Origin of the sequence: Gemmatimonas sp., assembly GCF_044345575.1 — a bacterium.
In the GTDB taxonomy this organism is placed as follows: domain Bacteria; phylum Gemmatimonadota; class Gemmatimonadetes; order Gemmatimonadales; family Gemmatimonadaceae; genus Gemmatimonas.
The window spans coordinates 1-24,995 of record NZ_JBIJAW010000008.1 but is presented as its reverse complement, the minus strand read 5'-3'; the positions used below and the strand labels follow the sequence as shown (position 1 = coordinate 24,995).

The 24,995-nt window shown below is 66.6% G+C and carries 15 protein-coding genes and 1 pseudogene; 13 read left to right on the top strand and 3 right to left on the bottom strand.

All coding sequences use genetic code 11. The features are described 5' to 3' along the window. Window positions 1-52: 52 nt before the first annotated feature. From ACIQ6O_RS01310 to ACIQ6O_RS01295, 4 genes are all read left to right on the top strand, one after another. Window positions 53-3,133, top strand: a complete 3,081-nt coding sequence (locus tag ACIQ6O_RS01310) for a SusC/RagA family TonB-linked outer membrane protein (RefSeq protein ID WP_396205953.1) — start codon at window positions 53-55, stop codon at window positions 3,131-3,133. Continuing rightward, window positions 3,130-4,725 carry a hypothetical protein gene (locus ACIQ6O_RS01305; RefSeq protein ID WP_396205952.1) on the top strand — a complete coding sequence of 532 codons (1,596 nt, stop codon included), beginning with the start codon at window positions 3,130-3,132 and terminating at the stop codon, window positions 4,723-4,725. The genes ACIQ6O_RS01310 and ACIQ6O_RS01305 overlap by 4 nt, the downstream gene beginning before the upstream one ends. A gap of 97 nt (window positions 4,726-4,822) precedes the next feature. Continuing rightward, entirely contained in the window at window positions 4,823-5,839 is a 1,017-nt protein-coding gene (locus ACIQ6O_RS01300; RefSeq protein ID WP_396205951.1) for a hypothetical protein, read from the top strand. A 22-nt stretch (window positions 5,840-5,861) separates the two neighbouring features. Next, window positions 5,862-8,141: a prolyl oligopeptidase family serine peptidase gene (locus tag ACIQ6O_RS01295; RefSeq protein WP_396205950.1), complete on the top strand. Its 2,280-nt coding sequence runs from the start codon at window positions 5,862-5,864 to the stop codon at window positions 8,139-8,141. Window positions 8,142-8,226: 85 nt separating this feature from the next. Here ACIQ6O_RS01295 and ACIQ6O_RS01290 read toward each other — a convergent pair whose 3' ends face one another. Beyond that, window positions 8,227-11,130: a gamma-glutamyltransferase gene (locus tag ACIQ6O_RS01290; RefSeq protein ID WP_396205949.1), complete on the bottom strand. Its 2,904-nt coding sequence runs from the start codon at window positions 11,128-11,130 to the stop codon at window positions 8,227-8,229. Next, window positions 11,127-13,052 carry a peptidylprolyl isomerase gene (locus ACIQ6O_RS01285; RefSeq protein WP_396205948.1) on the bottom strand — a complete coding sequence of 642 codons (1,926 nt, stop codon included), beginning with the start codon at window positions 13,050-13,052 and terminating at the stop codon, window positions 11,127-11,129. Before ACIQ6O_RS01285 ends, ACIQ6O_RS01290 begins: the two co-directional genes overlap by 4 nt. A 100-nt stretch (window positions 13,053-13,152) precedes the next feature. Between ACIQ6O_RS01285 and ACIQ6O_RS01280 the strand changes: the two genes are divergently transcribed. Then, window positions 13,153-14,952: a M28 family metallopeptidase gene (locus tag ACIQ6O_RS01280; RefSeq protein ID WP_396205947.1), complete on the top strand. Its 1,800-nt coding sequence runs from the start codon at window positions 13,153-13,155 to the stop codon at window positions 14,950-14,952. A 68-nt stretch (window positions 14,953-15,020) separates the two neighbouring features. Here ACIQ6O_RS01280 and ACIQ6O_RS01275 read toward each other — a convergent pair whose 3' ends face one another. Further along, a complete protein-coding gene (locus ACIQ6O_RS01275) occupies window positions 15,021-17,651 on the bottom strand; it encodes a S9 family peptidase (RefSeq protein ID WP_396205946.1) in 2,631 nt (876 codons plus the stop codon). Between the two features lie 197 nt (window positions 17,652-17,848). Here ACIQ6O_RS01275 and ACIQ6O_RS01270 point away from each other — a divergent pair, with 197 nt between their 5' ends. The 8 genes and pseudogenes from ACIQ6O_RS01270 to ACIQ6O_RS01235 form a co-directional block, all read left to right on the top strand. Beyond that, window positions 17,849-18,328 carry a hypothetical protein gene (locus ACIQ6O_RS01270; RefSeq protein ID WP_396205944.1) on the top strand — a complete coding sequence of 160 codons (480 nt, stop codon included), beginning with the start codon at window positions 17,849-17,851 and terminating at the stop codon, window positions 18,326-18,328. A 231-nt stretch (window positions 18,329-18,559) separates the two neighbouring features. Next, window positions 18,560-19,579, top strand: coding sequence for a S41 family peptidase (locus ACIQ6O_RS01265; protein WP_396205943.1), 1,020 nt, complete (start codon window positions 18,560-18,562; stop codon window positions 19,577-19,579). Continuing rightward, window positions 19,579-20,721, top strand: a complete 1,143-nt coding sequence (locus ACIQ6O_RS01260; protein WP_396205942.1) for an NAD(P)/FAD-dependent oxidoreductase — start codon at window positions 19,579-19,581, stop codon at window positions 20,719-20,721. The genes ACIQ6O_RS01265 and ACIQ6O_RS01260 overlap by 1 nt, the downstream gene beginning before the upstream one ends. Before the next feature lie 53 nt (window positions 20,722-20,774). Continuing rightward, window positions 20,775-21,278 carry a GNAT family N-acetyltransferase gene (locus tag ACIQ6O_RS01255; RefSeq protein ID WP_396205941.1) on the top strand — a complete coding sequence of 168 codons (504 nt, stop codon included), beginning with the start codon at window positions 20,775-20,777 and terminating at the stop codon, window positions 21,276-21,278. Window position 21,279: 1 nt separating this feature from the next. After that, window positions 21,280-22,143: a sugar phosphate isomerase/epimerase family protein gene (locus tag ACIQ6O_RS01250; protein WP_396205940.1), complete on the top strand. Its 864-nt coding sequence runs from the start codon at window positions 21,280-21,282 to the stop codon at window positions 22,141-22,143. Window positions 22,144-22,234: 91 nt separating this feature from the next. Beyond that, window positions 22,235-23,953: a GMC oxidoreductase gene (locus ACIQ6O_RS01245; RefSeq protein WP_396205962.1), complete on the top strand. Its 1,719-nt coding sequence runs from the start codon at window positions 22,235-22,237 to the stop codon at window positions 23,951-23,953. Further along, complete coding sequence (locus tag ACIQ6O_RS01240; protein WP_396205939.1) at window positions 23,953-24,639, top strand: gluconate 2-dehydrogenase subunit 3 family protein; 687 nt, start codon at window positions 23,953-23,955, stop codon at window positions 24,637-24,639. The genes ACIQ6O_RS01245 and ACIQ6O_RS01240 overlap by 1 nt, the downstream gene beginning before the upstream one ends. 66 nt (window positions 24,640-24,705) lie before the next feature. Then, window positions 24,706-24,995 (top strand): annotated as a pseudogene (locus tag ACIQ6O_RS01235) (amidohydrolase); the annotation flags it as partial.

Sequence of the window (24,995 nt, the reverse complement as noted above, 5' to 3'; positions counted from 1 at the left end):
GTCGCATTACCCCGGGACGACGAATCCGTCCCAACAGCAGAAAGGAGCGTGAATGTTTCACCACATGCGTCGGTTGATCGCCGCCGCTGTCCTCGCGGTCATGCCCGGAGGCGTTCTGGCGGCACAGCAGAACGCTACCGTGACGGGTCGCGTGACGTCGGCTGGTGCACCGCTCGGCGGTGCCCAGGTAGGCATCGTCGAACTCGGTGTCGGTAGTGTCACGGATGCGCAGGGCCGATTCACCTTTACGGTGGATCCGTCGCGCGCGGGAGGCAAGCAGGTCACCCTGCTGGCCCGCACCATCGGCTATCGCCCCGTGAAGCACATGGTGACGCTCACGGCCGGTCGAGTCGAACAGAACTTCGAACTCGACAAGGACGTGCTGAATCTCGAGGCGGTCGTGACCACGGGTGTGTCCGACGCCACGTCGCAGAAGAAGACAACGTTCGCCGTTGCGGCGGTGAACAACGCGCAGATCAAGGAAGCGCCGGCGTCTTCGCCGCTCGGTGCGCTCAGCGGCCGCGTGGCGGGCGCGAGCGTGACGGCCGTGAACGGTGAGCCGGGCTCGGCCCCGCGCATCCGTCTGCGTGGTCCCACGTCGCTGACGGGCTCGCAGGACCCGCTCATCATCGTCGACGGCACCATCAGCCGCCTCTCCCTCGCCGACATCAACGCGCAGGACATCGAGCGTATCGAAGTCATCAAGGGCGCCGCGGCGAGCTCGCTCTACGGCTCCGACGCCGCCAACGGCGTGGTGCAGATCTTCACGAAGCGCGGCGCCACGCTGGCCACTGGCCAGACGCAGATCACGGTGCGCAACGAGTTCGGCTCGAACGACCTGCGCAAGACGATCCCGAACAACTTCTCGCACCCCTACCGGGTCGATGCGAGCGGTCAGTTCGTGCGCGATGCCAACGGCAACCGCATTCAGGAAACCGACCGTATCTCGGATAACTCGTATCCGGTCACGTACGACCAGCTCGGTGAGGTGTTCCGGTCGGGGCAGTTCATGACCAACTACATCTCGATCGGTCAGCGCAACGCCAACTCGAACTTCAACGCCTCGTTCGAGAACTCGAAGGACCAGGGTATCGCGAACCTGCTGAGCGGCTACAACCGCCAGAACTTCCGCCTCAACCTGGACATGGAGCTGCACCCCAAGCTCGACTTCCAGACGGGCGCGTTCTATGGCCAGTCGCGCGCCGACCAGGCCGACGACAGCTCGGGTGACGCATTCTTCGGTCTCCGCTTCCTCGAGCCGAATATCGATCTCCTTGGCACGAACCCGGACAAGACGCCCTACACGGCGGCCATCCGCCAGTCGCCCGCCTCGGGCAACGTGAGCAACCCGCTCTACCGCTGGAACACGATCAAGAACTCCAACGATCGGTCGCGCTTCACGGGTCTGCTCAAGGTGCGCTATCGCCCCACCACGTGGCTCACGGCCGAAGCCAACACCAATTTCGACCGCGGCTCGCGCAACTTCCGCTCGTTCGTCCCGCTCGGCTACATCGGCTCGACCGGTACGGTCAGCAAGGGCTCCATCTCGAACAACGAGTCGCTGACCCGCGCGTACAACCTCGGTAGCACCCTGACGGCCACGAAGGCCTTCTCGTGGTTCACCAACACCACCAAGCTGGCGTGGGTGTACGAGGATCAGGAGAACACCGGTACGTCGGTGGCCGCCACGGCCCTCACGGTGCCGCGCGTGACGGAATTCTCGGCCGCCTCGCGCGACCCCGAGAACCCGGTCATCCCGGGCTCCTTCTCGCAGCCCATCCGCAACCAGAACTTCTTCGCCATCACCACCTTCGACATCAAGGACAAGTACATCATCGACGGTCTCATCCGTCGTGACGAGTCCTCGCTGTTCGGTGCGGATCAGCGGTCGAAGCTCTTCAAGCGCCTCTCCGGCGCCTGGCGTGTGTCGGAAGACATCTCGCTCCCCGCGGTGGACGAATTCAAGCTGCGCGCGTCGTACGGTGAGGCGGGTCTCCGCCCGGTGTTCGATGCGCAGTACGAACAGTTCCAGATCCAGGGCGGCAGCCCGGTGAAGATCACGCTCGGTAACCCGAACCTCCGTCCGGCGTTCTCGCGCGAAATCGAAGGCGGTTTCGACCTCACCTTCAAGAAGAACTTCCAGATTTCGTACAGCTACTCGAGCAAGATCACCGACGACCAGATTCTCAACGTGCCGGTGTCGTCGGCGACGGGCTTCCGCAACCAGTGGATCAACGCCGGCTCGCTCGAGGGCAAGACGCACGAAGTCCTGCTCAGCGCGGTGCTCGCCTCCAAGAAGGACTTCCTCTGGAGCATGAACATCGCCGGTGACCGTACGCGCCAGACGGTGCGCAGCCTCGCCGTGCCGCCGTTCCTCGTCGGCCCCGTGGCCAACACCACGATCTTCCGCCTCGCGCCGGGCCAGCCGTTCGGTATCGTGTACGGCAGCTCGTGGGTGCAGTCGGCTGATCAGCTCGCGTCGATGATCGCGTCGCGCCGTCTCAGCGGTACCGCCGCGGACTATGTCGTGAACGAAGAAGGCTACTACGTGGCCAAGAGCGCCTGGCGCACGATCAACGAGAAGCCCATCAAGTTCCTCGATGCCGATGGCAACTCGCTGCGTCAGATCGCCAACGTGAACCCCGACTTCAACCTGAACTTCAACACCCAGCTCAACTGGAAGAAGTTCTCGGTGACGGCGGTGGTGAACTGGGTGCAGGGTGGCGACATCTACAACTACACCCGCCAGTGGCCGTTCTTCGACCAGCGTGACCCCGCGTTCGACCAGCGCGGCAAGCCGGAAGTGGAGAAGAAGCCCACCACGTACTACGCCACGTTCTACAACAACTTCGACGCCAACACCTACTTCGTCGAAGACGGCAGCTACGTGCGCCTGCGCGAACTCGCCGTGAACTACGAAGTGCCCAAGGCGCTCACGCGCCGCCTCGGCATGGGCACCGATCGCTCCGCCCGCTTCGGTCTGGTCGGTCGTAACCTGTTCACGAGCACCAAGTACAGCGGATACGATCCGGACGTCTCGGGTGGCGGCGCCAATCCGTTCGCCTACCGCGTGGACTACTTCACGTATCCGATCTTCAAGACGTTCACGTTCATGCTGGAGCTCGGCCTGTGAGCCCCCTCAATCCGAAGTTTGCCTTCTCGTTCCGCCACGCCGTTGGCGTGGCGATGGGCGCCATGCTCCTCGCCGGGTGCAACTCGCTCGACGTGGAGAACCCGAACGCGCCGGACGCCAATCGCGCCCTTGCCGACCCGGCCGCCATCGAAGCGGTGGCCGGTGGCACCCTGCGCACGTGGTTCAACACGTGGGACGGTATGGAAGGTGGCGGCCCGCTCGTCACGATGTCGCAGACCTACTCGGCCTCGTGGAACAACTACAACATGAACTTCTATAGCTCGATCGATACGGACGGCACGCGTAACACGCGCGCCTACCAGAACGATCTGGCGTCGGCTGGCCGCACCACGATGATCGGCTACTGGGAGGGGTACTATTCCACCGTCTCCTCGGCGAACGACGTGCTCAAGGCCATCCGCAAGAACAACCTCGTCATCAGCAACGCCGCCAACACCAAGCGTGCGGAGACCATCGCGCAGCTCATGCAGGGCGCGGGACTCATGGGCATCGCCCTGAATTACGACAAGGGCTATGTGATCGACGAGAACAGCGATCTCGCCGCGCTCGAGTACAAGACGCGCAAGGAAGTGCGTGATGCGGCGGTGACGTCGCTCGAGCGTGCGGCCACCCTCGCGGCGGCCAACACGTTCACCACGCCGAGCGGCTGGACCAACGGCACCAGCTACTCGAACGTGCAGATCGCCCAGATCGCCCGCACCATGGCGGCGATGACGTTGGCCTACTATCCGCGCACCGCGGCCGAGAACGATCAGGTCGATTGGGGCAAGGTGTCGCAGCTGGCGTCGCAGGGTGTGTCGTCTGGCACGGCCTTCGACTTCAACTTCACCGGCGACGGCTGCAACACGTGGTGCCACGAGATCCTGTACTGGTTCAACGCCTTCGACGGCGGACGTGTGAGCACCCGCGTGGGTGCCCTGCTCGACCCGGCCACGCAGCGTCATCCGTACCCTTCGGGCGGTAACTCGCGGCCGAACTCGCCGGACAAGCGGCTGGGCGACGGGTCTTTCGGCCCGGATGATGAGGACTTTGCCGGCTACTTCGGTACCAATCCGAAGACGGCGAGGGCCGGAACCGACTTCGTGTACTCGCGTGAGGAGATCTTCCGTCCCGATCGCGGCATGTACCACCAGTCGAACATCGGGCACATCCGGTACGACAAGTCGGGTGAGCAGTCGCCGAACGGCATCTATGGCGGCTTCGGGTCGGCGCCGATCATCACGCGGCACCAGAACGATCTGCTCTGGGCCGAGGCGGAACTGCGTCGATCGGGCGGCAACCTGGCCACGGCGGCTGGGCTGATCAACAAGACCCGTGTGGATCGTGGTGGCCTGTCGGCGGCCACGGCCGGTGAAGGCGCGGCGTCGCTTATCCAGAAGCTCATCTACGAGCAGGAAGTCGAACTGCTGGGTCTCGGCCCGGTGTCGTACTACCAGCGCCGTCGCGTGCCGAACGGCTTGCTCGCGGGAACCCCGCGCGAGATGCCGGTGCCGGCCAAGGAGCTCGGCGTGAAGGGGCAGGCGTTCTACACGTTCGGCGGTACGGGCGCGGCGAACAGCAACACGCCCTGATCGTCTGAACACCGTAGCAGAACGTGGCCAGGGGGAAGCACCGCTTCCTCCTGGCCACGTGTCGTTTCGTGCCCGCCGGAATGCTATTCTTTACCGCATGATTCGCGGTCTTGTTCGTTCAGTCGTGGTCGGCCTTACCGTGCCATTGATGGCCTGCGGCAGCGCTCGCGATGCGAGGGATGACGCACCGTCGTCCGCAGCCGTTGCTGCCGAGACCACATCGTCTGCCGTTCTTCGCTTCGCGGACGCGCCCTTTGCGCTCGAACTCGTGCGCCAGAGCGCCGACGTCGTGCGCGGCGTTGTGGCGGGTGATTCCACCACGAGGTTGCTCATCCAGCCAAACACCCGCGACGATGCCGTGTCACGGTTGTGCGGCGTCATTGCCACGGGCACGCGTGAACCGGTGTCCTTGGCGTGGGGATGGCCGGTTGACTCGAATGCGCCACGTCTCGCCCAACGCATGATCCTCGACGGAGATGTGCAGGGGGTGCGTTTCGTCGTGCCGGGTACGGCCGCGCGCTATGTCTTCGAGGGCATCACGCGTAACGGGGCGCAACGGGTAAGCATGCAGTGGCCGGTTATCGCAGACCCGGCGCGTCCCATTCCGGTGGGCGCACCGGATTCGCTCGTCGAGGCGGCACTTCAGCCATCGGTCTTTGCGCTTGACTCGGTGCTGATGGCGCTGCGGTTCGACACGCCACCCGACACGGCGTGGCCGGTGGCGCCGGTGGAACGTGCACTCGCCGATGCACGGGCGGTAACCGATGTGCGGGTTTTTCCCGTGCATCCGGCGCGACTGACCATGGCCTGCCACGATGTAACGCTCGCCCTGCCGATACTCGCCCGTGCGGATCACACGGTGAAGATCGCCGTGGATGCGGGGGATGTGATTACGGCCGACGCCGGGGTCGCCACCGGCACGGTGCGCATTTCGTTCGACGAGGCTCCGCCAGCGCCCGACCCCACGGCGAGGGAAGGGGTCACGCACGCCGCACTCGAGGCGACGACAACGGGTGAGGTGACCTTGCGCGTACGTCTGCAGGTGTTGCCACGGTACCAGTTGTCGCGCCAGATCGTTCTCGTTCGCCTGCAACGCACCCGCCCGCGCTCCTGACTCCCACCTATCGAGAGCTCACATGACCACCCGCCTACGGTCGTTGTCGGCCACAAGCGTCGCTGTTGGAGCGGCGCTGCTCGCGTCACTGCCCGTGATCGGCGGTGCCCAAGTGCCGGTCGTGCCCAGTATCGCCCCGTGGATGTCGCCTGGGTCGCCTCTCGAACTGGTCTCGGCGAAGAAAACCGATCGGCTGGCCTTCGTCGTGTACGACCGTGGCATGCGCAATGTGTACACGGCGGCCGCACCCGACTTCACGGCGCGCCGGCTCACGAACTTCCTGACCGACGACGGCGTCGATCTCACCGATGTCGAGATCTCCGACAACGGGCAGGTCATCGTCTTCGTGCGCGGCTCGGCGCCCAACCGGTGGGGATGGATCGCGAATCCCAATCACAGCCCGGCCGGCGGGGATCGCGCGATCTGGGCGGTGCGCGCCAGTGGCGGACCGGCGTGGCGTGTGGCCACCGGTGCGGCGCCGGAGCTGAGCCCCGACGGGCAGTGGGTGCTGTTCACGCGTGACGGGCAGATCCACCGTGCGCGCGTGATGCGCAGCGGTGCGCCGAGCGTGGCCGACAGCGGTGGATCGCCGCTCATCAGGCTGTGGGGGCGCAACGGGGCCCCGCGCTGGTCGCCCGATGGCAAGCGTATCGCCTTCGTGAGCGAACGCGAGCATCACAGCTTCGTGACGGTGTACGATGTCGCCACCCGTACTGTGCAGTACGTGGCGCCGAGTGTGGACTGCGATGGCGCGCCGACGTGGTCACCCGATGGACGCTTCCTCGCCTTCTCCCGCACACCGGGTACGCCGTTCGGGCTGCAGCGTCGCACACCGCCGGGGAGCGCGAATCCCGCGATGGGCTGCGGCAATGCGTTCGGTGCGCCGGGTTCGGTGGCCGTGACCGACGGGCAGAGCAACCTCGCGCGCTCACCCGGCTTCTTCACGTCGTCGCTGCCCGGTGGGTATCGCCTGGCGCTCATGGTCGCCGATGTGGGTGGTGCGAAGAACATCACGTCGCCCCTCGTGGCGGCGCAGATCCCGGCGCGCGAGGTGTGGCACAACAGTGTGGGCGACAGCGTGTTCACGTCGCTCAACGGCATGACGTGGGCTGGCAGCAACATCGCCTTCCCCGTGAACGTGCCGGGCGACGAGTGGGAACGCTGGTATTCGGTACCGTCGAGCGGCGGGGCGCCCGTGCGGCTCACTACGACCGATGGTCTCATCGAAGACGCGGGCAGCGTGGCGTGGTCGCGCGACGGTGGCCGCACCATGTATTGGACCACCAACGCCACCGATATCGAGCGCCGGCACATCTGGCGTGTTTCGAGTGGTGGGGGCACACCCGAGCGCCTGTCGACGGGTGACGGCGTGGAGACGCATCCGCGTCCGCTTGCCAGCGGGTCGCATGTCGCGGTGCTCTACTTCGGTGCCCGCACTCCTGCGTCCGTGGCGCTCGTGCCGGCGAATGGCGGAGCACCGCGCATCATCTATCCGACACTCGGTCGCGACTTCCCCACGGCGTCGCACGTGATGCCGGAGATCGTCAAGACGCGCGCGAGTGACGGGATGGCGGTGAGCAACCAGCTCTTCCTCCCGCGTGACCTCAAGCCCGGCGAGAAGCGCCCCGCCATCGTCTTCGTGCACGGCGGCCCGTCGCGGCAGATGCTGCCGGCGTATCACTACATGCAGTTCTACCACTGGTCGTACGCCGTGAACCAGTGGCTCGCCGATCAGGGGTATGTGGTGCTGTCGGTCAACTACCGGCGCGGCATCGGGTACGGGAAGAGCTTCAAGAACGCCCCCGGTGCTCGTGACAAGGGAAACAGCGAGTACCTCGACGTGGTGGCCGGCGCCAAGTATCTGCAGCAGCGCGCCGATGTGGATGCCGGCCGCGTGGGCATCTGGGGGCTCTCGTACGGAGGGCTGCTCGCCTCACAGGCGCTCGCTCGCAACAGCGATATCTTCGTGGCCGGTGTCGACATGGCCGGTGTGCACCATTACGACTATTCCCTCGATACCACGAGTTCCGCGTTCAAGTCCGCCGCAATCGGGGCCATCGATCAGTGGAAGAGCCCCGTGTTTCTCGTGCACGGTGACGACGACCGCAACGTGGACTTCGCGCAGACCGTGGGGCTCGTACAACTGCTGCGCGCCCGCAAGGTGTACCACGAGCTGATGGTGGTCCCCGACGATCTGCACGAAAGCATGCTGCACACCAACTGGATCGACACCTTCGATCGCATGGGCGTATTCCTCAAGCGGTTCGTGTGGAACCGCGAGAAGCCGCCGGTTCAGCCGTAGGCTGCGCGACTCAGTACCCGAAACCCGAACTCAGAACCCGGAACTGATCAGTTTCGCGTCTTGAGTTCGGGTGGCGAGTGGCGAGTCACTTTACGGCCCCAGCCGCCCCGGCCCGACGCGGATCCGCGCCCGCCGTGACACTCCCGCGATCGATGCGAATCGCTGCGCCGTATCCCTCACGCAATTCACCGCGCGCCGACACGAAGGTGAGGTCGTAGCCGAGGGTACGCAGTTGCTGCACGACATGCGGCGCGAATCCGTCCTCGAGCTGGATGCTGTACGGAGCCGGGGCGCCGCTGGCCGTAGGATTGAACCCGCCTCCCGGCAGGAAGCGCGGCTGCTCGAGAGCGGCTTGCGGCCCCAGCTTGAAGTCGAGCGCGCCGACGAGTCCCTGGTACACGGCACTCGTGATCCACGCGTTCCCTGCCGCGCCCACCGCGAACACGGGACGGTTGCCGCTGAAGGCAATCGTGGGGGCGAGTGTGCTGCCATGGCGCGCGAACGGCAGGCGCGAGCCGTACTGCGTGGGATCGGTCCCGTAGCTCGTGAGCTTATCGTTGCTCAGAAAGCCCAGCCCCGGGGTCACGTAGAAGTTGCCGCCCCACGTGCCGAGCGTCTGCGTGACCGCTACCGCGTTGCCGTTGGCATCGGCCACGGTGAAGGCTGTCGTGCCGGCCGCGTGGCACACGGCCATCTCGTGCGCATGATCATCGCCGCACGGGCTCTCGCGCTCCGCAGAGACTGACTGCGCATCCGTCATGTCATGGGCCGCGGCACCGTCATCGCCCGGGACCCCCGCCGGCTTGACCGGCTTGAGACACGCCAGCGTATCGCCGCGCACGCTCGCCGGTGTGAGCGCACGGTCGGCGTTGTAGCACTGCCAGCGAACCTTGGCCGTGTCCTTATGCACCATGCTGGCCACATCCACGGGCCACATCGCTGGATCGGCAATCCGAGTGCGCGACGACGGCGTGAGGAACCAGGCCGACAGCATGGCGTGCAAGGTGGCCGCATCGTCGGTGTAGCGCTGTGGCGTCGGGAACCGCTCGAGCAGGTTGAGGCGGGCCACGAGATCGGCGCCGCCGCTCACCGGTGGCGCACTCGAGCAGAGACGGTACGTGCGATACGTGCCGCACACCGGCTCGCGTTCGTTGGCGAAGTACCGTTCGAGGTCACTGCGCTTCATCGCGTTGCCCTTGGCGCGCAGATCGTCAGCGTATCTCGCGGCCACGTCACCCTTGTAGAAGCCATCTGCTCCCTTGGCCGCGATCTGCTCCAGCACCCACGCCAGATCGGGATTGCGCAGGGTATCCCCCCGCTGCAGCGGCTTGCCATCTCGGAAGAACAGCGCTCGGCTTCCTTCGTACTTCGCGAAGTGTTCGCGTTCAGTCGCGAGGGTAGTCGCGAGCCCGTCGCTCACCTCGTAACCGTTGCGTGCCGCACGAATGGCCGGTGCCAGCAGGTCAGCCCACGCGAGCTTCCGGCTGCCGTAGCGCTGCCATGCGTGATACATGCCCGCCACCGTACCGGGAACGTTCACCAGTACCGGTCCATCACTGGGATAGCGGCCATTCACCAGCAGCTTGGTGTTCGACAGGCCACCTTCTTCAGGCACGCGGCTCATGAACTCGATGAGCGTGGGCGATTTCCCCGCCAGCGCGATCACCATCTCGCCGTAGCCGCCGATTCCGCTCGCATCGGGTTCCACCACCCCAAGGGCGAAGCTCGTGGCCACCGCCGCGTCGATCACGTTGCCCCCACGGCGGAACATCTCGAGTCCCGCCTCCGTGGCCACGGGATGCGCGCTCGACACCGCGGCCTTGCCCGACGCTTCACGACGCAGCGGCGGGCGCGCCTGCAGCAGGGCGTGAATTACCGCGTCGCGCGCACTGTCCGATACGGCCGCAACCGCCTGTGGACGGAAGCGATCGCGCGCGGCCTGCCACGCGGCGCGCGCCGACGCCGATGCCGCCGCGCCGAAGTACAGTCGGGTGCTTCGGTCCCACACGCGGTCGAACGCGGCCGCATTCGCCTGCGCGCGATCTGCGTTGACCGGGCCAGCCACTGTGATGCGCCCGGCATCGGGCGCGAGCGGCGCGGGAAGTCGCAGCAGACTTGGCGCCTCACCACTGGCCGACAGTACGCCGCGTTCGTGGGCGGCGCGATCTACGCCGCGGTCGGGATCGCCGTTGTATCCCACGCTGACCTCGCGGAACTCAGCGATAGACACGAGGGCGCCATCGGGCGACCAATCCACGTCACCGTGGGTACGCGAAAGGAGATTGGTATACGCGGGGCCGCTCGTGGGGACGATCATCACGCCATTACGCGTGGACACCGCGATACGATCACCCAGTGGTGCGAGCGCAATGTCCTCGATACCCGCATCGGTGAACACCACGCGGTCGTTGGCCACCACACTGCGCGTCGTTTCCGTGTGCACGATGTAGGCGATGACCTTGCCGTCCGTCGAGATGCGCGGGCGCTTCTCCGTCTGTTCCTTCGACGTGAGCCGGCGCTCGGCGCGGTCCCCTTCGCGGACGAAGATGCGCGACTCTCCGCCCAGTCCACGCTGGAAGAGCGTCGTGCCGGCGGCTGCGGCGGGGGCTACGTCGTGCAGCGTACTCGTAGTGACACGCCTTGCTTCACCCGCCCACCCTCCGCCCGTTACCGCCCTATCGCGCGCGAAAATGTCGTACTGGCCCTCAGCATCGCTCGCCCAATACAACGTGTTGCCGTGCCACGTAGCATCGCGCTGGTACGCGCTGCCTCCGCTTACCGGCTCGGCGACCCCGCCTGCGCGCTGCAGATACAGCGCGCCATCGCGCTGAAACGCCAGCGTGCCGTCGAGCGCTGCGGCGGGGCGACGTGCGCCCCTGATGATGCTATCGGTCGTTGGCGCGGACGCACGCCCTGGCGTCTGGGTCTGTGCCTCCGTTGCACAGAGCAGCGAGGCGGCCAGCACAAGCGGGAAAGCGCGGCGCCTCATCGTGCTGCACCGCGCGTGGCGCGACGAATGGTGACCGACTCGATCACATCGCCTTCCTGAATGGCATCGAGCACGTCCAGCCCGCGCACCGTCGTCGCGAACACGGTGTAGTCGTGGTCGAGGCGCTGGTTGTTCACGAGATTGATGTAGAGCTGTCCGTCGCCGGTATCGCGGCCGCGAGTGGAAATGCCGAAGGTGCCGCGCACGTTACGCGCGCCCACCTCGTCTCGCATGAAGTAGGGCGTCGTTGGGTCGTACTCGTCGGCTCCCGGGCTTCCGCCCTGTACGACGAAATTGGGGACGATGCGGTGCCAAGTGGTGCCGTTGTACCGGCCCGCAGTGGCAAGCGTGCTGAAGGTGTGCACGGCGGCCGGTGCCACATCGGGGAGCAGGGCCAGTTCGATACGCCCACGCCCTCGGATGGTGATCACCGCCGTTGCTCCCTCGAGGTCGCGCAGCTGCGCCTCCGTGGGAAATGGTGGCGGCTGAAGCGGTGGCACGAACAGGGACGTCTGCGGCGCTCCCATCTTACGGAACGCCGGGACCGCCTCGATGGCGATGCGTTGAATCACCGGATCGCCATCGCGCACCCACTGCGTGAGCCACGCGCCACCGTACGCCATGTGCACCTTGTCCGCGTCGATGATGAACGGCAGCAGCACCTCGCGCGCGTCGCGCCAACGAAGCGGTCTCGTGCGGCTGATGCGTTCGAAGCTGCGGACCGCGGCATCGAGTTCCGTGCGCGTTGCTGCCGTTCCCACCTTCTTCAGAATCGTTGCCGCGTGCAGCAGCAGCCCCGCGTGATCGGCGCTGAGTGCCGCGACGGCCTCGTCTCGTGTGGTGACGGCCTCGACCCGCACATTGGGGTTGGCGTCACGGGTGAGCTGTCGCAGCAACGTGGAGTCGGCGAGACGCTGCGCCGCACGTGCCGCCCAGGCGCGCGCCTGCCAGACTGGGCTACGCGCCAGCGCTTGTACGGAGGGGCCGGCACGCGTGCTGTCCGCGTAGGTGAGCGCAAACACGGCATGTGCGCGTGTTCGCCACGCTGCCGTCTCACGGGTCAGCGGGTAGAGCGGGGCCGGGTCGCACTTGAGTGTGCCCAGCAAGTCCACGGCAAGCAGACGCACATGTTCGCTGCGATCGCCTAGATGTTGCACCGCGCGCTCGCACGTGCCCGCCACGCGCAACGCCTGCCACCGCACCAGCCCCGACGTATCGGTGCGCCACGTGCGTCCCAGCATCACGGCCACGCGCCGCACTTCCGGATCGGCATCCGCAAGAGCCGCCGATACGGCCGCACTGTCGCGATGGCCCACGGTATTGAGCGCCAGCAGCAGCGAGTGGCGCACCGACGCGTCCGATGATCGCACCACCGCGGAAGAGACCGCCGCCAAGGCGCTGGCCGAAGGCCTCTCGGTCCGCGCACTGCGCCGCCACCGCGATTCCAGTCCGCGCGCAGCACCACGCTGCACCTCGACCGAGGGATCGCCAAGGCCCGCGAGCATCAGCGAGTCAACCAGCGTCGCGTCGGAGCCACCGCGGCCGAATGTTTCGTAGAGTTCGGCGCGTACCAGCGGCGAGGACTCCTTGGTGAACGGAACGTGGCGCGGATGTCGCACCATGTTCGCACTCCGCATCTGCGCGGCGGCGCGCACGGCCTCGCGTCGCACCGATGCCGCCGGGCTGTCCAACAGACGGTCGAGGAGCGATGACCAGCGTGCGTCGTCGGTGCGCCCGAGCGCCCGGGCCGCCAAGCGCTGGAGCACCGTGTCGCCGGACGCCACGGCACGTTCGATGGTCACCGCATCGGTCAGGCGGGCATGTTCCGCCACCATCACCTGATAGGGGGTGGGGGGCGCCGGTTGCGGCTGGGAGTGCATGACGGCCGCTCCGGAGAGCAGCAGAAGGGCCAGAGGCAGCATGTACGTTCTCGACGGTGGGAAGGAGCCACCGGCAATATGCCCATGGCGCCCTTTCCGCGTAACTTTTATGGCCCGCTCTTGTCACTCCCAGGAGATTCCTATGCGGTCCGTCTATCGATCCCGTGCGCTGGTTGGCGCACTCGCCATGCCGTTGCTCGCGCCGGCCCTTGCTGGGCAAAACGCGCCCAAGGTCAATCGCTTCGGCAATCCCGAAAAGCTCAAGCCCGCGCCCACGTCGGCGCAGATCACCGCGCGGGATTTGCAGATCCGGCTGTACCAGTTCGCCGATGACTCCATGCTGGGCCGCCAGGTGGGGCGCGCCGCCAACAAGAAGGGCACCGACTTCATCGCGGCTGAACTCAAGCGGCTCGGGCTGGTGCCGGGCGGGGTGAACGGCACCTACTTCCAGAATCTGCCGTTCCATCTCCGCAAATTCACCGAACACTCACGGGTCACCGTCGACGGCAATCCCATCACGTGGAACACCGACATCGTGGCGGTGCCTACGGCGAGGGCGCCTCGCGCGGTGGGCGATGCCGAAGTGGTGTTCGGTGGTACGCAGGGCGACACCACCTTGCAGATCCCCGCCAGCGCGGCGGTGGGCAAGTTCGTGGTGCTGCTGCCGCAGCCCGGCGGGCGTGGTGGGCAGGGGCAGGGCTTCGCCGTACGTCCCGGCTTCACACCGCCGCCTTCGCGGTTTGCCGATGCGGCAGCCGTGGCCATCGTCGATCTCGACAACCTCACGCCGGCGCAGCGGGCGGCGATCAACGACCCCACGGTGGCGCAGCAGGCCAGCGCATCGGCGCGTCCGGCGGCGGCACCAGCCACCGCTACTGACTCCGTGGCGCAGCTCAAGCGGGATCTCGCCGCGCTGCAACCGCAGGCGCAGTTCCGGCTCACCCGCGACGGCGCGTCACGGTTGTTCAAGGGGCAGCCGTTGGAGGCCCTCGCGCCGGGCGCCCGTGGCGGCACCGTGACGGCGTCTCTGGACTTCGTGGAATTGCCCACCGACTGGGCGCGCAACGTGATCGGCATCATTCCGGGCAGCGACCCCAAGCTCAAGGCGCAGTATGTCGCCATTGGTGCGCACAACGATCACGTGGGGGTCACCACGCCCATGGATAAGGATTCGCTCAAGGCGTTCAACATCGCCCGGAATCGACTGCTGCTCGCCAACGAGATGAAGCCGCTCGGGCCGGAACAGATCGCGCAGATCCGCGTGAACATGGACAGCATCCGCGCGCTGTATCCCAAGCCGCGACTTGATTCCATCAACAACGGCGCCGACGACGATGGCTCCGGTTCCATGGGGGTGCTCGAGATCGCCGAAGCCATCATGGCGATGCCGGTGAAGCCGAAGCGCTCGATGATCTTCGTGTGGCACACCGGCGAAGAAGCCGGCCTCTTGGGCGCGGCGCACTTCACGCGCAATCCCACGGTGCCGATCGACTCCATCGTGGCCCAGCTCAATATCGACATGATCGGTCGCGGTCGCACGGAGGACCTCCCCGGCGGTAGCGACGATTACGTGGCGGTGATCGGATCGATGTTCGACTCGAAGGATCTGGGCGAAACCGTGGCCGCCGTAAACCGGAAGCAGACGAAGCCGCTCGCGCTCGACTACAAGCTCGACGAGCCGATCGCGTGGGCCGGCTACAACAACATCTACGGCCGCAGTGATCACTTCCGCTACGCGCAACAGGGTATCCCCATCGCGTTCTTCTTCACGGGGCTGCATGGTGACTACCACCAGCGCACCGACGAGCCGGAATGGATCGATTACCCGCACTACGCGCGCATCGCCAATTACATCAAGGATATTTCCATTGAGGTAGCGAACGGACCGCGTCCGCGACTCAACGGCACCAAGCCGGCCAAGCCGAAGGTGATCGTTCCGTAAGTCCACTTTGTGAAAAAGCCGGGAGCCGCGGTGATCGCAGCTCCCGGCTTTTTGCTGCCGCACGCCGGTTACATCGCCGCCGGCTTCTTGGGCGCGTTGGCGTTCTTCACGTACTTGTCGAGCCACGCCACCCAACGGCCCCACTGATCGAGCACCGTTTCGCGGGCGATGGGGCCGTGGTCTTCGTACGGGTACATGTACAGCGAGGTCGTCTTGCCGAGTCCCATGAGGGCGTGGTACATGCGCACCGAGTTGATCGGGTCGGTGCCCACGTTCTGGTCTTCGGTGCTGTGGTACATGAGGAGGGCGCCGTTGAGCTGGTCGGCATACAGGAACGGCGACATCTCGAGATACGTCTGGCGACCCTGCCACAGGTCACGGCGCTCGCTCTGGAATCCGTTCGGCGTGAGGGTGCGGTTGTAGGCACCATCGCCGGCGATGCCGGCCTTGAAGAACGGCGTGTGCACCATCGCGTTCACGGTGCTGAAGGCGCCGTAGCTATGACCGCCCAGGCCGAGTCGGTGGCGATCGACGATGGCGAGCGTGTCGAGCGCGTCGATGATGGCGGAGAGGTTGTTGCGCAGGTCCACGACGTAGTTGTCGTTCGGCAGCTGCCCTTCGCTGGCGAAGATGGGCGCGTCCGGTTCGACCACGGCGTAGCCCTGCGTCACAAGGAAGGCGAGCGAACGCGGGCCGTACGTGGGATAGCGACGGTCACGGGCGGCGTTCTGTGCGGCGGCGCGATCGTAGCCGGCCTGATTCTCGTATTCGTACGGGTAGAACCAGAACATCGCGGGGAGGCGCGTGCCTTCCTTGTAGCCGGCGGGCAGCGTGACCTTCACGTTGAACTGGAAGCCGTCGGCACGTCGTGCAATCACCGTCTTCTTCACGGCAGCCGACAGCTCGGGCATGATGTCGACGTTGCTGGTGAGCTGCTTCGCCTCCTTGGTGGCCAGCGTGAGCACGTACGACTGCGGCACCATCGTGGCGCTCTCACGCTGGATCACGGCCTTCGAGAAGTCGTCGTCGAGCGGAGCGGAGATCGTCTCCACGAGGCTCGCGTCGCTTTCGTACAGACGCACGATGCTGCCGGTCTTGATTTCGATCTTCTCCACCCACGTGTTCTGCACCTTGGCCGTGTCGGCGGCCGTGCCCATGCGGAACACGAACTTACCGTCGGTGGACACCATGACCACCGGTGCCCCCTTCTTGCCGGGGCGTGTCACCAGGCCGTCGGCCTGACGACCGCCGAAGCCGCCACGCACCTGGGTCGTATCGGCGCCGCGGCGCGGCGTGACGACGGTGTACTTGGTGTTGTTCTCGGTGAGGAATACCGCCTGCTCGAACGTGCCACCCGTGCCCTGCTCGGTCACGAAGAGAATCGTGCCGGCATCGTTGAAGCGGGTCGCGGTGATGCGATTGCTCGTCTCGTACAGCGCGGTGGCGCTGGTCGAATCGAACGGGGCCTTCCAATGCATCACGCGATCGTTGCGGCGCGGCGCGGCGGCGCTGTCGGGACGCGCGGCGGGCGCGTTACCCGCGGCGCCGTTACGACGCGCCGGAGCCGGCGCCACCTGCAGATACAGCAGGCCGCTCGCGTACGGATGCCACTTGATGTCGCGCTTGCTCGTGTCCACCGCGGTCCGCGCACGCGCCGGGCCGTCGGCCGGATCGTCACCGGTCCGCATCGGGCGCTTGGCCACTTCACGCAGCACCGCGCCCGAGGCATCGAGCACCACGTCGCGCGTGCCGAATTCATTCACCTGCAGCACGTACGAGAACGGCTTCTCCACGTACGTGACCTTGAAATGCTGCCCGTCCGGTGACGCATCGATACCGCGGATGTATCCGGGGGCACCGATCTTCTTCACGGCGCGCGTCTTCGTGTTCACGAGCGCCAGCTGGCCGTTCATGTGATACGCCACGAGCTCCTTCTCGTACGGCGTCATCACGAGGTCGGCATAGGTGCGGGTCTTGAGCTTGCCGCCTTCGTTCATGCGCACCATGGGCCCGCTGGCGAGCGCTGGCTCCTTGGGCTCGGGGCCACGCCCATCGGGCACGAGTACCGTGAGGAGTGACTGGCCGTCCGCCGTCCACTCCGGCGCCGTGACGCCCGTCGCGAGCACCGTGCGCGGGGACACTGCGCGCGTCTTGCCCGTGGCGGCATCGGCGACCCACAGCTGTGTGGCATCGTCGTAGAGCGCGAAGAACGCGATCTCCTTGCCGTCGGGCGACCACGTTGGCGCGGCGACACGGGCACCGGTGGGTGCACTCACCGTGACCTTCTTGCCCGTGCTCCACTCGGTGACCTCGAAGCCCACGTTGCTGCGCATGGTGAGCGCGCGCTCGCGGTTGCCCAGTTGGTCCACCTGGAACCCGCCGAGATTGTGGTGCGCCTTGCCCACGTACTTGAGCTGGGGGAGTCCGTCGCTGAGCGGGCGTATGAAATACTGCCGACTGCCCGGGCTGGGGTTGGTGAAGCTGACGTTCCGGTCGCGCGGCGCGGTAACGAGCTTCGTGATCGCCTCAGGGGGCGTCACGTACCCTTCGTCGGCGAGCAATTCGCTCTTGCCGCCAGTCGCGCCGGGCGCCGGGCCGGCCTGATTCTGCGCCGCGAGCGATTGCGGCACGGCGAACGGGAGTGCGAGCAGGCCGCTGAGAGCGAGCGCGCGCAATGAGTCGGAGGGGGGCTTCGGCACGGTCTACGGCCTCGATACGAAGGGAGGACAAAGCAGGGGCGTCGGTCTGCGGCATCGGCCACCGGCGCGCGCCCCGCAACAGAACGCAGCGGCGGGGGAAAACGCTTGCCGGCAACGTGGCGGGTCACCCTTGGCCACGGCGATACGTTACACCCGGTACCACGCCCTGTCTTGTCGATCCACCGGAGGCCGCACGCATGTTCGATCAGCCCCTTGTGCCGGAGCACGGCCCGTCCGACCGCGCCCACGAGTCGCCGGGTTCACCGCCCGCGGAGCTCCCGCCCGCGCCGCCGGCGCTGCTGCAGCGGCTGGAGGTGTCCCGTACGCTGCTCCTCAAGGTGCACCGGACGCTGCTCGAGGCGGAGCGCGTGCGCTTCGAGAAGGCCCGCGGGCGCATTCCGAACAACATGGAGTTCCTGCAGCTCGTCATCAACGACCCGTGGTTCGACTGGCTGCGCCCCATGACCCAGATGGTCCTGCTCATCGACGAGCGGATGTCCGACAAGAAGGCCCGGCTCGGCCGGGACGAGGCGCAGGCGCTCCTCGAACAGGCGCGCGCCCTTCTCAAGCCCGACCCGGAAGGCGACGCCTTCCAGCGGCTCTACGCGGACGCGTTACAGCACTCCCCCGCGTTGGCGGTCCTCGCCCGGCAGGTCGCGGCGGTACTGGCGGGGTAGCGCCTGCGGGGGAGCGCCCGCGCGGGGCAACCGATTCTTGGGACGGATCCGGCAATAGCTCTGGACCGGGGCCGGTCCGCGCCCCATGCTACTACCATGCATCGCGCAGGGCACTCCCTGGCTGCGGCGGTCACGGCCTGTGTAGTCGTGGCGCCGTTGGCGACCTCCTGCGTGCGCCCGCCGACCCCCTCCCACCAGGGGGCGGTTCCGCACGGAGCGTCGTATCCGTTCGTGCAGACGTCGGCGCACGCCGGCAGTGCGCCCACGGCGACGTATGTCGCGCAGTTCGATACCCTGTGGGCGAAGTTTGAGGCCGTGTACCCCTCATTCGCCTACAAGCACCTGGACTGGCGTGCGCAGCGCGCGAAGTATCGCCCCCGCGCCGAGCGGGCCCGTTCGCAGAACGAACTCGTGGCGGTGCTGCTGGCCATGCTCGCGCCGCTGCGCGACTTGCACATCTGGCTGGTCGATCCACGTGGACAGGTGGTCCCGTCGTACAAGCCCGGCACGCTGGCGAATTTCGACAGCCGCCGGTGGACACAGGCAATGCACGATGCCAACTACGTCGCCCGCGCTCCGCAGGTGGGTGATGGCTCTGTGGGTGGCTACGCGTACCTGAACATCGGGACGTGGAAACCGCCGGTGAATGAGGTGCTGCTCGAGGACATGCTGCAGCGCGCGCGGGATGCGCAGGGGCTCATCATCGACGTGCGCACCAACGCCGGCGGCAGTGATGCCGTGGCGCTCGCCTTCGCGGGGCGCTTCACGCGGCGGTCGATCGTGGGCTCGTACGTGCGCATCAACACCGATGTCCCCGACGTGGAGATGCCGCTGGCCCGCACCATCGCGCCGCGCGGCGGCTGGCAGTTCACGCGGCCCGTAGTGGTGATCAGCGGGCGCGGCGGCTTCAGTGCCACGGAAACGTTCGTGGCGGCCATGCGCACGCTGCCCCAGGTCACGGTGATCGGTGACACCACCGGTGGCGCGTCCGGGAACCCCGCCACGTACGCGCTCGGCAACGGCTGGCAGTTCACGGTTCCGCGCTGGTTCGAGTACGGTCCCGACAAACAGCCCATCGAGTGGCGCGGGGTGGCGCCGCATATCGCCATCGCGTGGGAACCCACCCGGTATGACAGCGCGCGCGATCCGCTTATCGACGCGGCGGTGGGATTGCTCGGCGAGCGCACCGGTGTGTACCGCATGGCGCCGGCCGCGGCTCCTGTCGAACCGGTCGGCAAGGTCCGAGAGTGATGGCGGAATCACAGAACCGTCCGGTCTGGGATGACGGGCGCTGGACCCCACTCCCCGCGTTGAGCGGCGACCTGAGCGCCGACGCCTGCGTGATCGGCCTCGGTGGTTCCGGGCTCACGCTTATCAACGAACTGCTGCAGCGCGGCGAACGCGTGATCGGGCTCGACGCGCACGATGTGGGAGCGGGGGCGGCGGGGCGCAACGGTGGCTTTCTGCTGGCCGGCACCTACGACTTCTATCACGACGCCATTCGTCGTCACGGTCACGATCGCGCGAAGGCGATTTACGGGGCCACCATCGCCGAGATGCAGCGCATCGCGATGGAGGCGCCGGGTACAGTGCGCTTTGTGGGGAGCAAGCGTATTGCGGCCACGGAGGCGGAGTTGGACGATTGCCGTGTGCAGTACGACGCGTTGCGTGCCGACGGCTGGCCGTGCGAGTGGTACGAGGGCGCCGACGGCAGCGGCATCTATCTCCCCACCGACGGCGCGTTCGATCCGCTCACGCGCTGCCGCGCCCTCGCAACGACCGCGCGCAACGAGGGGGCTACGCTGTTCGCGCGTACCCCGGTTATCGAGATTCACGGGACGCGCGTGGTGACGCCGCAGGGCGCGGTGCATGCGGGGCGCGTCTTCGTGGCCGTCGACGGCCGCTTGGAAGCGCTGGTGCCCGAGCTCGCGGGGCAGGTGCGCACGGCGCGGTTGCAGATGCTCGCCACGGCCCCGACAAGCGAGATCACGGTGCCGTGCCCGATGTACTACCGCGATGGATACGAGTACTGGCAGCAGTTGCCGAACGGCAGCATCGCCATCGGCGGGTTTCGCGACAAGGGCGGCGACGGCGAATGGACGCACGAGTGGGCGCCAGGCGATGTGGTACAGCAGCATCTCGAACGGTTCCTGCGTGAACACCTCGGGGTGCAAGCGCCCATTACGCATCGCTGGGCCGCCAGTGCCGGCTATACGAGCACCGGCCTGCCGGTCATCGCGCAGGTGCGCGAGCACGTCTGGGCGCTGGGCGGCTACTCCGGCACCGGCAACGTGATCGGTGCGCTCGCGGCGCGGGCGGTGGTGGCGGCGGCGCTCGACGGGGACTTGCAGCCCGTCCGGCTGCTGCTCGGAGACAGCTGGGGCGCAGCCTGACCACCCGCCCCTTGGCAGGGCCGGGCCGTGAGCGCGGCGTTACATTGACGCCGATGCCTACCGACCCGTCAGCCCGTCCCGTGCTTCGTCCTGCGACCCCAGCGGACGTGCCCGTCATCCGCGAACTCATCGAGGGGCTCGCCGAATACGAGAAGCTCCGCCACGAGTGCCACGCGACCGACGCGCTGCTGCACGCCTCGCTGTTCGGCGCCCGCCCGTTCGCCGAAGTGGTGCTTGCCGAGTGGGGCGGGCAGGTGGCCGGTTTTGCGCTGTTCTTTCACAACTTCTCCACGTTTCTGGCGAAGCCGGGGATCTATCTGGAAGATCTGTTCGTGCGGCCCGAGCATCGGGGGCACGGCATCGGCAAGGCGCTGCTGGTGCATCTGGCACAGCTCGCGGTGCAGCGTGACTGCGGACGGCTCGAATGGTCGGTGCTCGATTGGAACGTCGACGCCATTGGGTTTTACGAGAAGCTGGGTGCGCGTGCTCAGGATGAATGGACCGTTTACCGCGTCACGGGCGATGCCCTGACGCACCTCGCTTCGGGAGAAGCCTGACATGAAAGAGACCACCACGCAGTCACGCCGCGATGTGCTGCGGCTCCTCGCTGCCGGCGTGGCCGGTGGGACCCTGCTGCCGCATATCGCGCAGGGCTCGACCGCATCGGTAGCGCTGCCGCGCATCGACCGCATGGGATTGCAGCTCTATACCGTGCGCAGCGCGCTGGCGAAGGACATCGAGGGGACCATTGCCGCTATCGCGAAGGCCGGCATCACCGAACTCGAGTTCTTCAATCCGTTCGGGAAGGACGTCGCGTGGTGGAGTGCGCTGCTCAAGAAGCACAGCCTCACCGCACCGTCGAGCCACGAAGCGCTCCCCAAGACCGATGACGAGTGGGGGCCCATCTTCGATCGGGCCAACGGCATGGGGCACAAGCTGGTGGTCGTGCCGTATGTGGGCAACGAATACCGCGGTAGCAAGGCCAACTGGATGAAGCTGGCCGACCGCCTCAACAAGGGTGCCGCGAAGGCCAAGGCTGCGGGGCTGCAGTTCGCGTATCACAACCACGACTTCGAGTTCGCGCCGGTAGAGGGCACTACGGGCTACGATATCATCACCACGAACACTGATGCGAACGCGGTGAAGCTCGAGATGGATATCTACTGGACCGTGAAGGCGGGGCAGGATCCGCTCGCCCTCATGAAGCGCTGGCCCAACCGCATCGTGGCCGTGCACGTCAAGGACGCCGGCCCGGCGCCGGAACGCAAGATGATGGACGTGGGGGCGGGTACGATCGACTTCAAGACCATTCTCGCGACCGGCCGCAAGCAGGGGCTGCAGCACTGGTTCATCGAACATGACACCCCCACGGATCCCATTGCTTCCATTACGGCCAGTGCGGCCGCGTTGAAGAAGCTCTGACCACCCTCCGAGGAATCTCCGCGTGACTTTGCGTTCGAAGGTGGCGCCCCAGTACGACGTGATCGTGGTGGGGTCCGGGGCCGGTGGCGGCATGGCCGCGTATCAGCTGTCGGTGAATGGCCTGAAGGTGTTATTGCTGGAAGCGGGGCGTGACTACGACCCCGTTACCGAAACCCCGATGTTCCAGACGCCCAAGGATGCGCCGCTGCGCGGTGCCGGCGGGGCGGACAAGCCGTTCGGCTTCTACGACGCTACCGTAGACGGTGGCTGGCGCGTGCCCGGTGAGCCGTTTACCACGGCGCCCGGCTCGCAGTTCAGCTGGTGGCGTGCACGCATGCTGGGCGGTCGCACGAATCACTGGGGGCGCATCTCGCTCCGCATGGGTGAATACGACTTCAAGCCGAAGAGTCGCGACGGGCTCGGCGAAGATTGGCCCATGACCTACGAGACGCTCGCGCCGTACTACGACAAGACCGAGATGCTCATCGGCGTGTACGGTGGCGACGACGACCTCGAGAACACGCCGCGCTCGTCGCCGGGCGTGCTGCAGCCGCCGCCGGCGGCGCGCACGTACGAACTGCTCACCAAGCAGGCGTGCGATCATCTCAAGATTCCGGTCATTCCGGCGCATCGCGCGGTGCTCACGAAGCGTCAGGACTCGTCGCGGCTGCCGCAGAAGCTCCATCCGGGCAACCGGCTCGCGCAGCGCGTGCTCAAGCAGAGCATGGATTCGCGCATGGCCTGCTTCTACGCCACCGACTGCGGGCGCGGCTGCAGCATCAAGGCCAACTTCCAGAGCACCACGGTGCTCATCCCGCCGGCCATGGCGACTGGTAACGTCACGCTCATCACCGATGCGATGGTGCGCGAGGTGACGGTGGACAAGCAGGGACGCGCGAGTGGCGTGCACTACATCGACAAGCTCACGCGCGAAGACCACCACGTGACGGCCAAAGTGGTGGTGCTCGCGGCGAGCGCCTGCGAAACGTCGCGCATCATGCTCAACAGCAAGAGCGCGCTGTTCCCCAACGGCATTGCCAACGGCAGCGGCGTGGTGGGCAAGTACCTCATGGACACGGTGGGCGCCGGCATTTCGGCGCAGATCCCGCGTCTCGAAGGGCTCCCACCCATCAACGAAGACGGCACCGCCGGCATCCACATGTACATGCCGTGGTGGCTGTACGGTGACCAGAAGGCGGGCAAGATGGACTTCGCCCGTGGCTACCATATCGAGTTCGGCGGCGGACGCGGCATGCCGGGCCCCGGTATCTTCGGGGGGCTCGAGTCGTTCACCGGCGGCGCGTACGGCAAGAAGTTCAAGGAAGAGGCGCGACGCTACTACGGCACGTTCATGTACTTCGACGGCCGCGGTGAGATGATCCCCAACGAGGATTCCTACTGCGAGCTCGATCCGGTGCAGGTGGACCAGTGGGGCATTCCCGTGCTGCGTTTCCACTGGAAGTGGTCGCAGCACGAGACCAATCAGGCGGCGCACATGGTGAAGACGTTCGCCCAGATCGTGGACCAGATGGGCGGCAAGGTGCAGGGCACCATCCAGACCGATGGCAGCAAGGCCATCGCTACCGGCGGCTCCATCATCCACGAAGTGGGCACCGTGCGCATGGGCAGCGACCCCAAGAAGTCGGTGCTCAACGAGTTCGGTCAGGCGTGGGAAGTGAAGAACCTGTTCGTAACTGATGGCGCGACCTTCGTGTCCAACGCCGACAAGAACCCCACGCTGTCCATTCTCGCGCTCGCGTGGCGCAGCTGTGACTATCTGGTCGACGAACTGAAGAAGGGGAGCCTCTGATGAGCGACGAGACGAACAAGCCCGCCACTGGTGTGGGGCGTCGCGACGCGCTGAAGGCGATCGCTGCCGCCGCGGTTGTGCCGATGCTGCCGGCCACCGCCGAGGGCGGACCGGCGCCCGCGCCCCGCGAAATGCTTCCGATGCTCGATGACCAGCAGCGTCCGGTGAAGCGCAAGGGACCGCGCGGCACCCCCAGCGATCCGGTGCTGCAGGTCGCCAAGGCCGACTGGCCCATGAAGCTGTCGCAGCGCGAACTGGTCACGCTCGCCGCGCTATGCGACATGATCATCCCCGCTGACGACAAGAGCCCGGCGGCCAGTACGGTGGGCGCGCATCACTACATCAACGAGTGGGCCAGCCGGCCCGGCGGTGACACGTCACTGGTGCGCGTGCGCGGTGGCCTGGTGTGGCTCGACCGCGAGAGCCACACGCGTTTCGGCAAGCGTTTTCACCTCGCCTCGAATGCGCAGCGCACACAGATCTGCGACGACATCTGTTACGTGCCCAAGGCCAAGCCCGAGCATGTGTTCGCCGCGCAGTTCTTTGACACCATTCGCGACCAGGCCGCCACGGCGTTCTACACCACGCCGCAGGGATGGAAAGACCTCGGCTATATCGGCAACGTCGCCCTGCCGAAGTTCGAGGGGCCGAATGCGGCAGTGAGAAAGCAGATTGGGGTGGAGTAGTCCTCACTGAGAGCCGAAAGCTTTCAGCTTTCGGCTCTCAGCTTTCGGCTTACCTGAACACGAGCCATGAAAACATTCCGTCTCGGCTACCTCGCTCTCGCCGTCACCGCCACCATCGCGCTCTCCACCGCCGCGCAGGCCCAACGCGCACCCCTCGGCCCCGCGACGCGGAGCTACGTGCGCTTCGACACGAGTGTCCTCGCGCTCACGAACGTACGCGTCATCGACGGCACGGGCGCCGCACCGCGCGAGAATCAGACGCTGGTCGTGCGTGACGGACGCATCGCGGCCATGGGACCGGCAGCGCGCACGGCGATCCCGGCCGGAGCACAGACTCTCGATCTGACGGGCAAAAC

Coding starts and splice junctions, on each gene's coding strand:
- ACIQ6O_RS01255 (WP_396205941.1), top strand. CDS start 20,775: ATGCCTACCGACCCGTCAGCCCGTCCCGTGCTTCGTCCTGCGACCCCA.
- ACIQ6O_RS01245 (WP_396205962.1), top strand. CDS start 22,235: ATGGCCGCGTATCAGCTGTCGGTGAATGGCCTGAAGGTGTTATTGCTG.
- ACIQ6O_RS01290 (WP_396205949.1), bottom strand. CDS start 11,130: ATGAGGCGCCGCGCTTTCCCGCTTGTGCTGGCCGCCTCGCTGCTCTGT.
- ACIQ6O_RS01285 (WP_396205948.1), bottom strand. CDS start 13,052: ATGCTGCCTCTGGCCCTTCTGCTGCTCTCCGGAGCGGCCGTCATGCAC.
- ACIQ6O_RS01270 (WP_396205944.1), top strand. CDS start 17,849: ATGTTCGATCAGCCCCTTGTGCCGGAGCACGGCCCGTCCGACCGCGCC.
- ACIQ6O_RS01280 (WP_396205947.1), top strand. CDS start 13,153: ATGCGGTCCGTCTATCGATCCCGTGCGCTGGTTGGCGCACTCGCCATG.
- ACIQ6O_RS01260 (WP_396205942.1), top strand. CDS start 19,579: ATGGCGGAATCACAGAACCGTCCGGTCTGGGATGACGGGCGCTGGACC.
- ACIQ6O_RS01310 (WP_396205953.1), top strand. CDS start 53: ATGTTTCACCACATGCGTCGGTTGATCGCCGCCGCTGTCCTCGCGGTC.
- ACIQ6O_RS01300 (WP_396205951.1), top strand. CDS start 4,823: ATGATTCGCGGTCTTGTTCGTTCAGTCGTGGTCGGCCTTACCGTGCCA.
- ACIQ6O_RS01250 (WP_396205940.1), top strand. CDS start 21,280: ATGAAAGAGACCACCACGCAGTCACGCCGCGATGTGCTGCGGCTCCTC.
- ACIQ6O_RS01240 (WP_396205939.1), top strand. CDS start 23,953: ATGAGCGACGAGACGAACAAGCCCGCCACTGGTGTGGGGCGTCGCGAC.
- ACIQ6O_RS01295 (WP_396205950.1), top strand. CDS start 5,862: ATGACCACCCGCCTACGGTCGTTGTCGGCCACAAGCGTCGCTGTTGGA.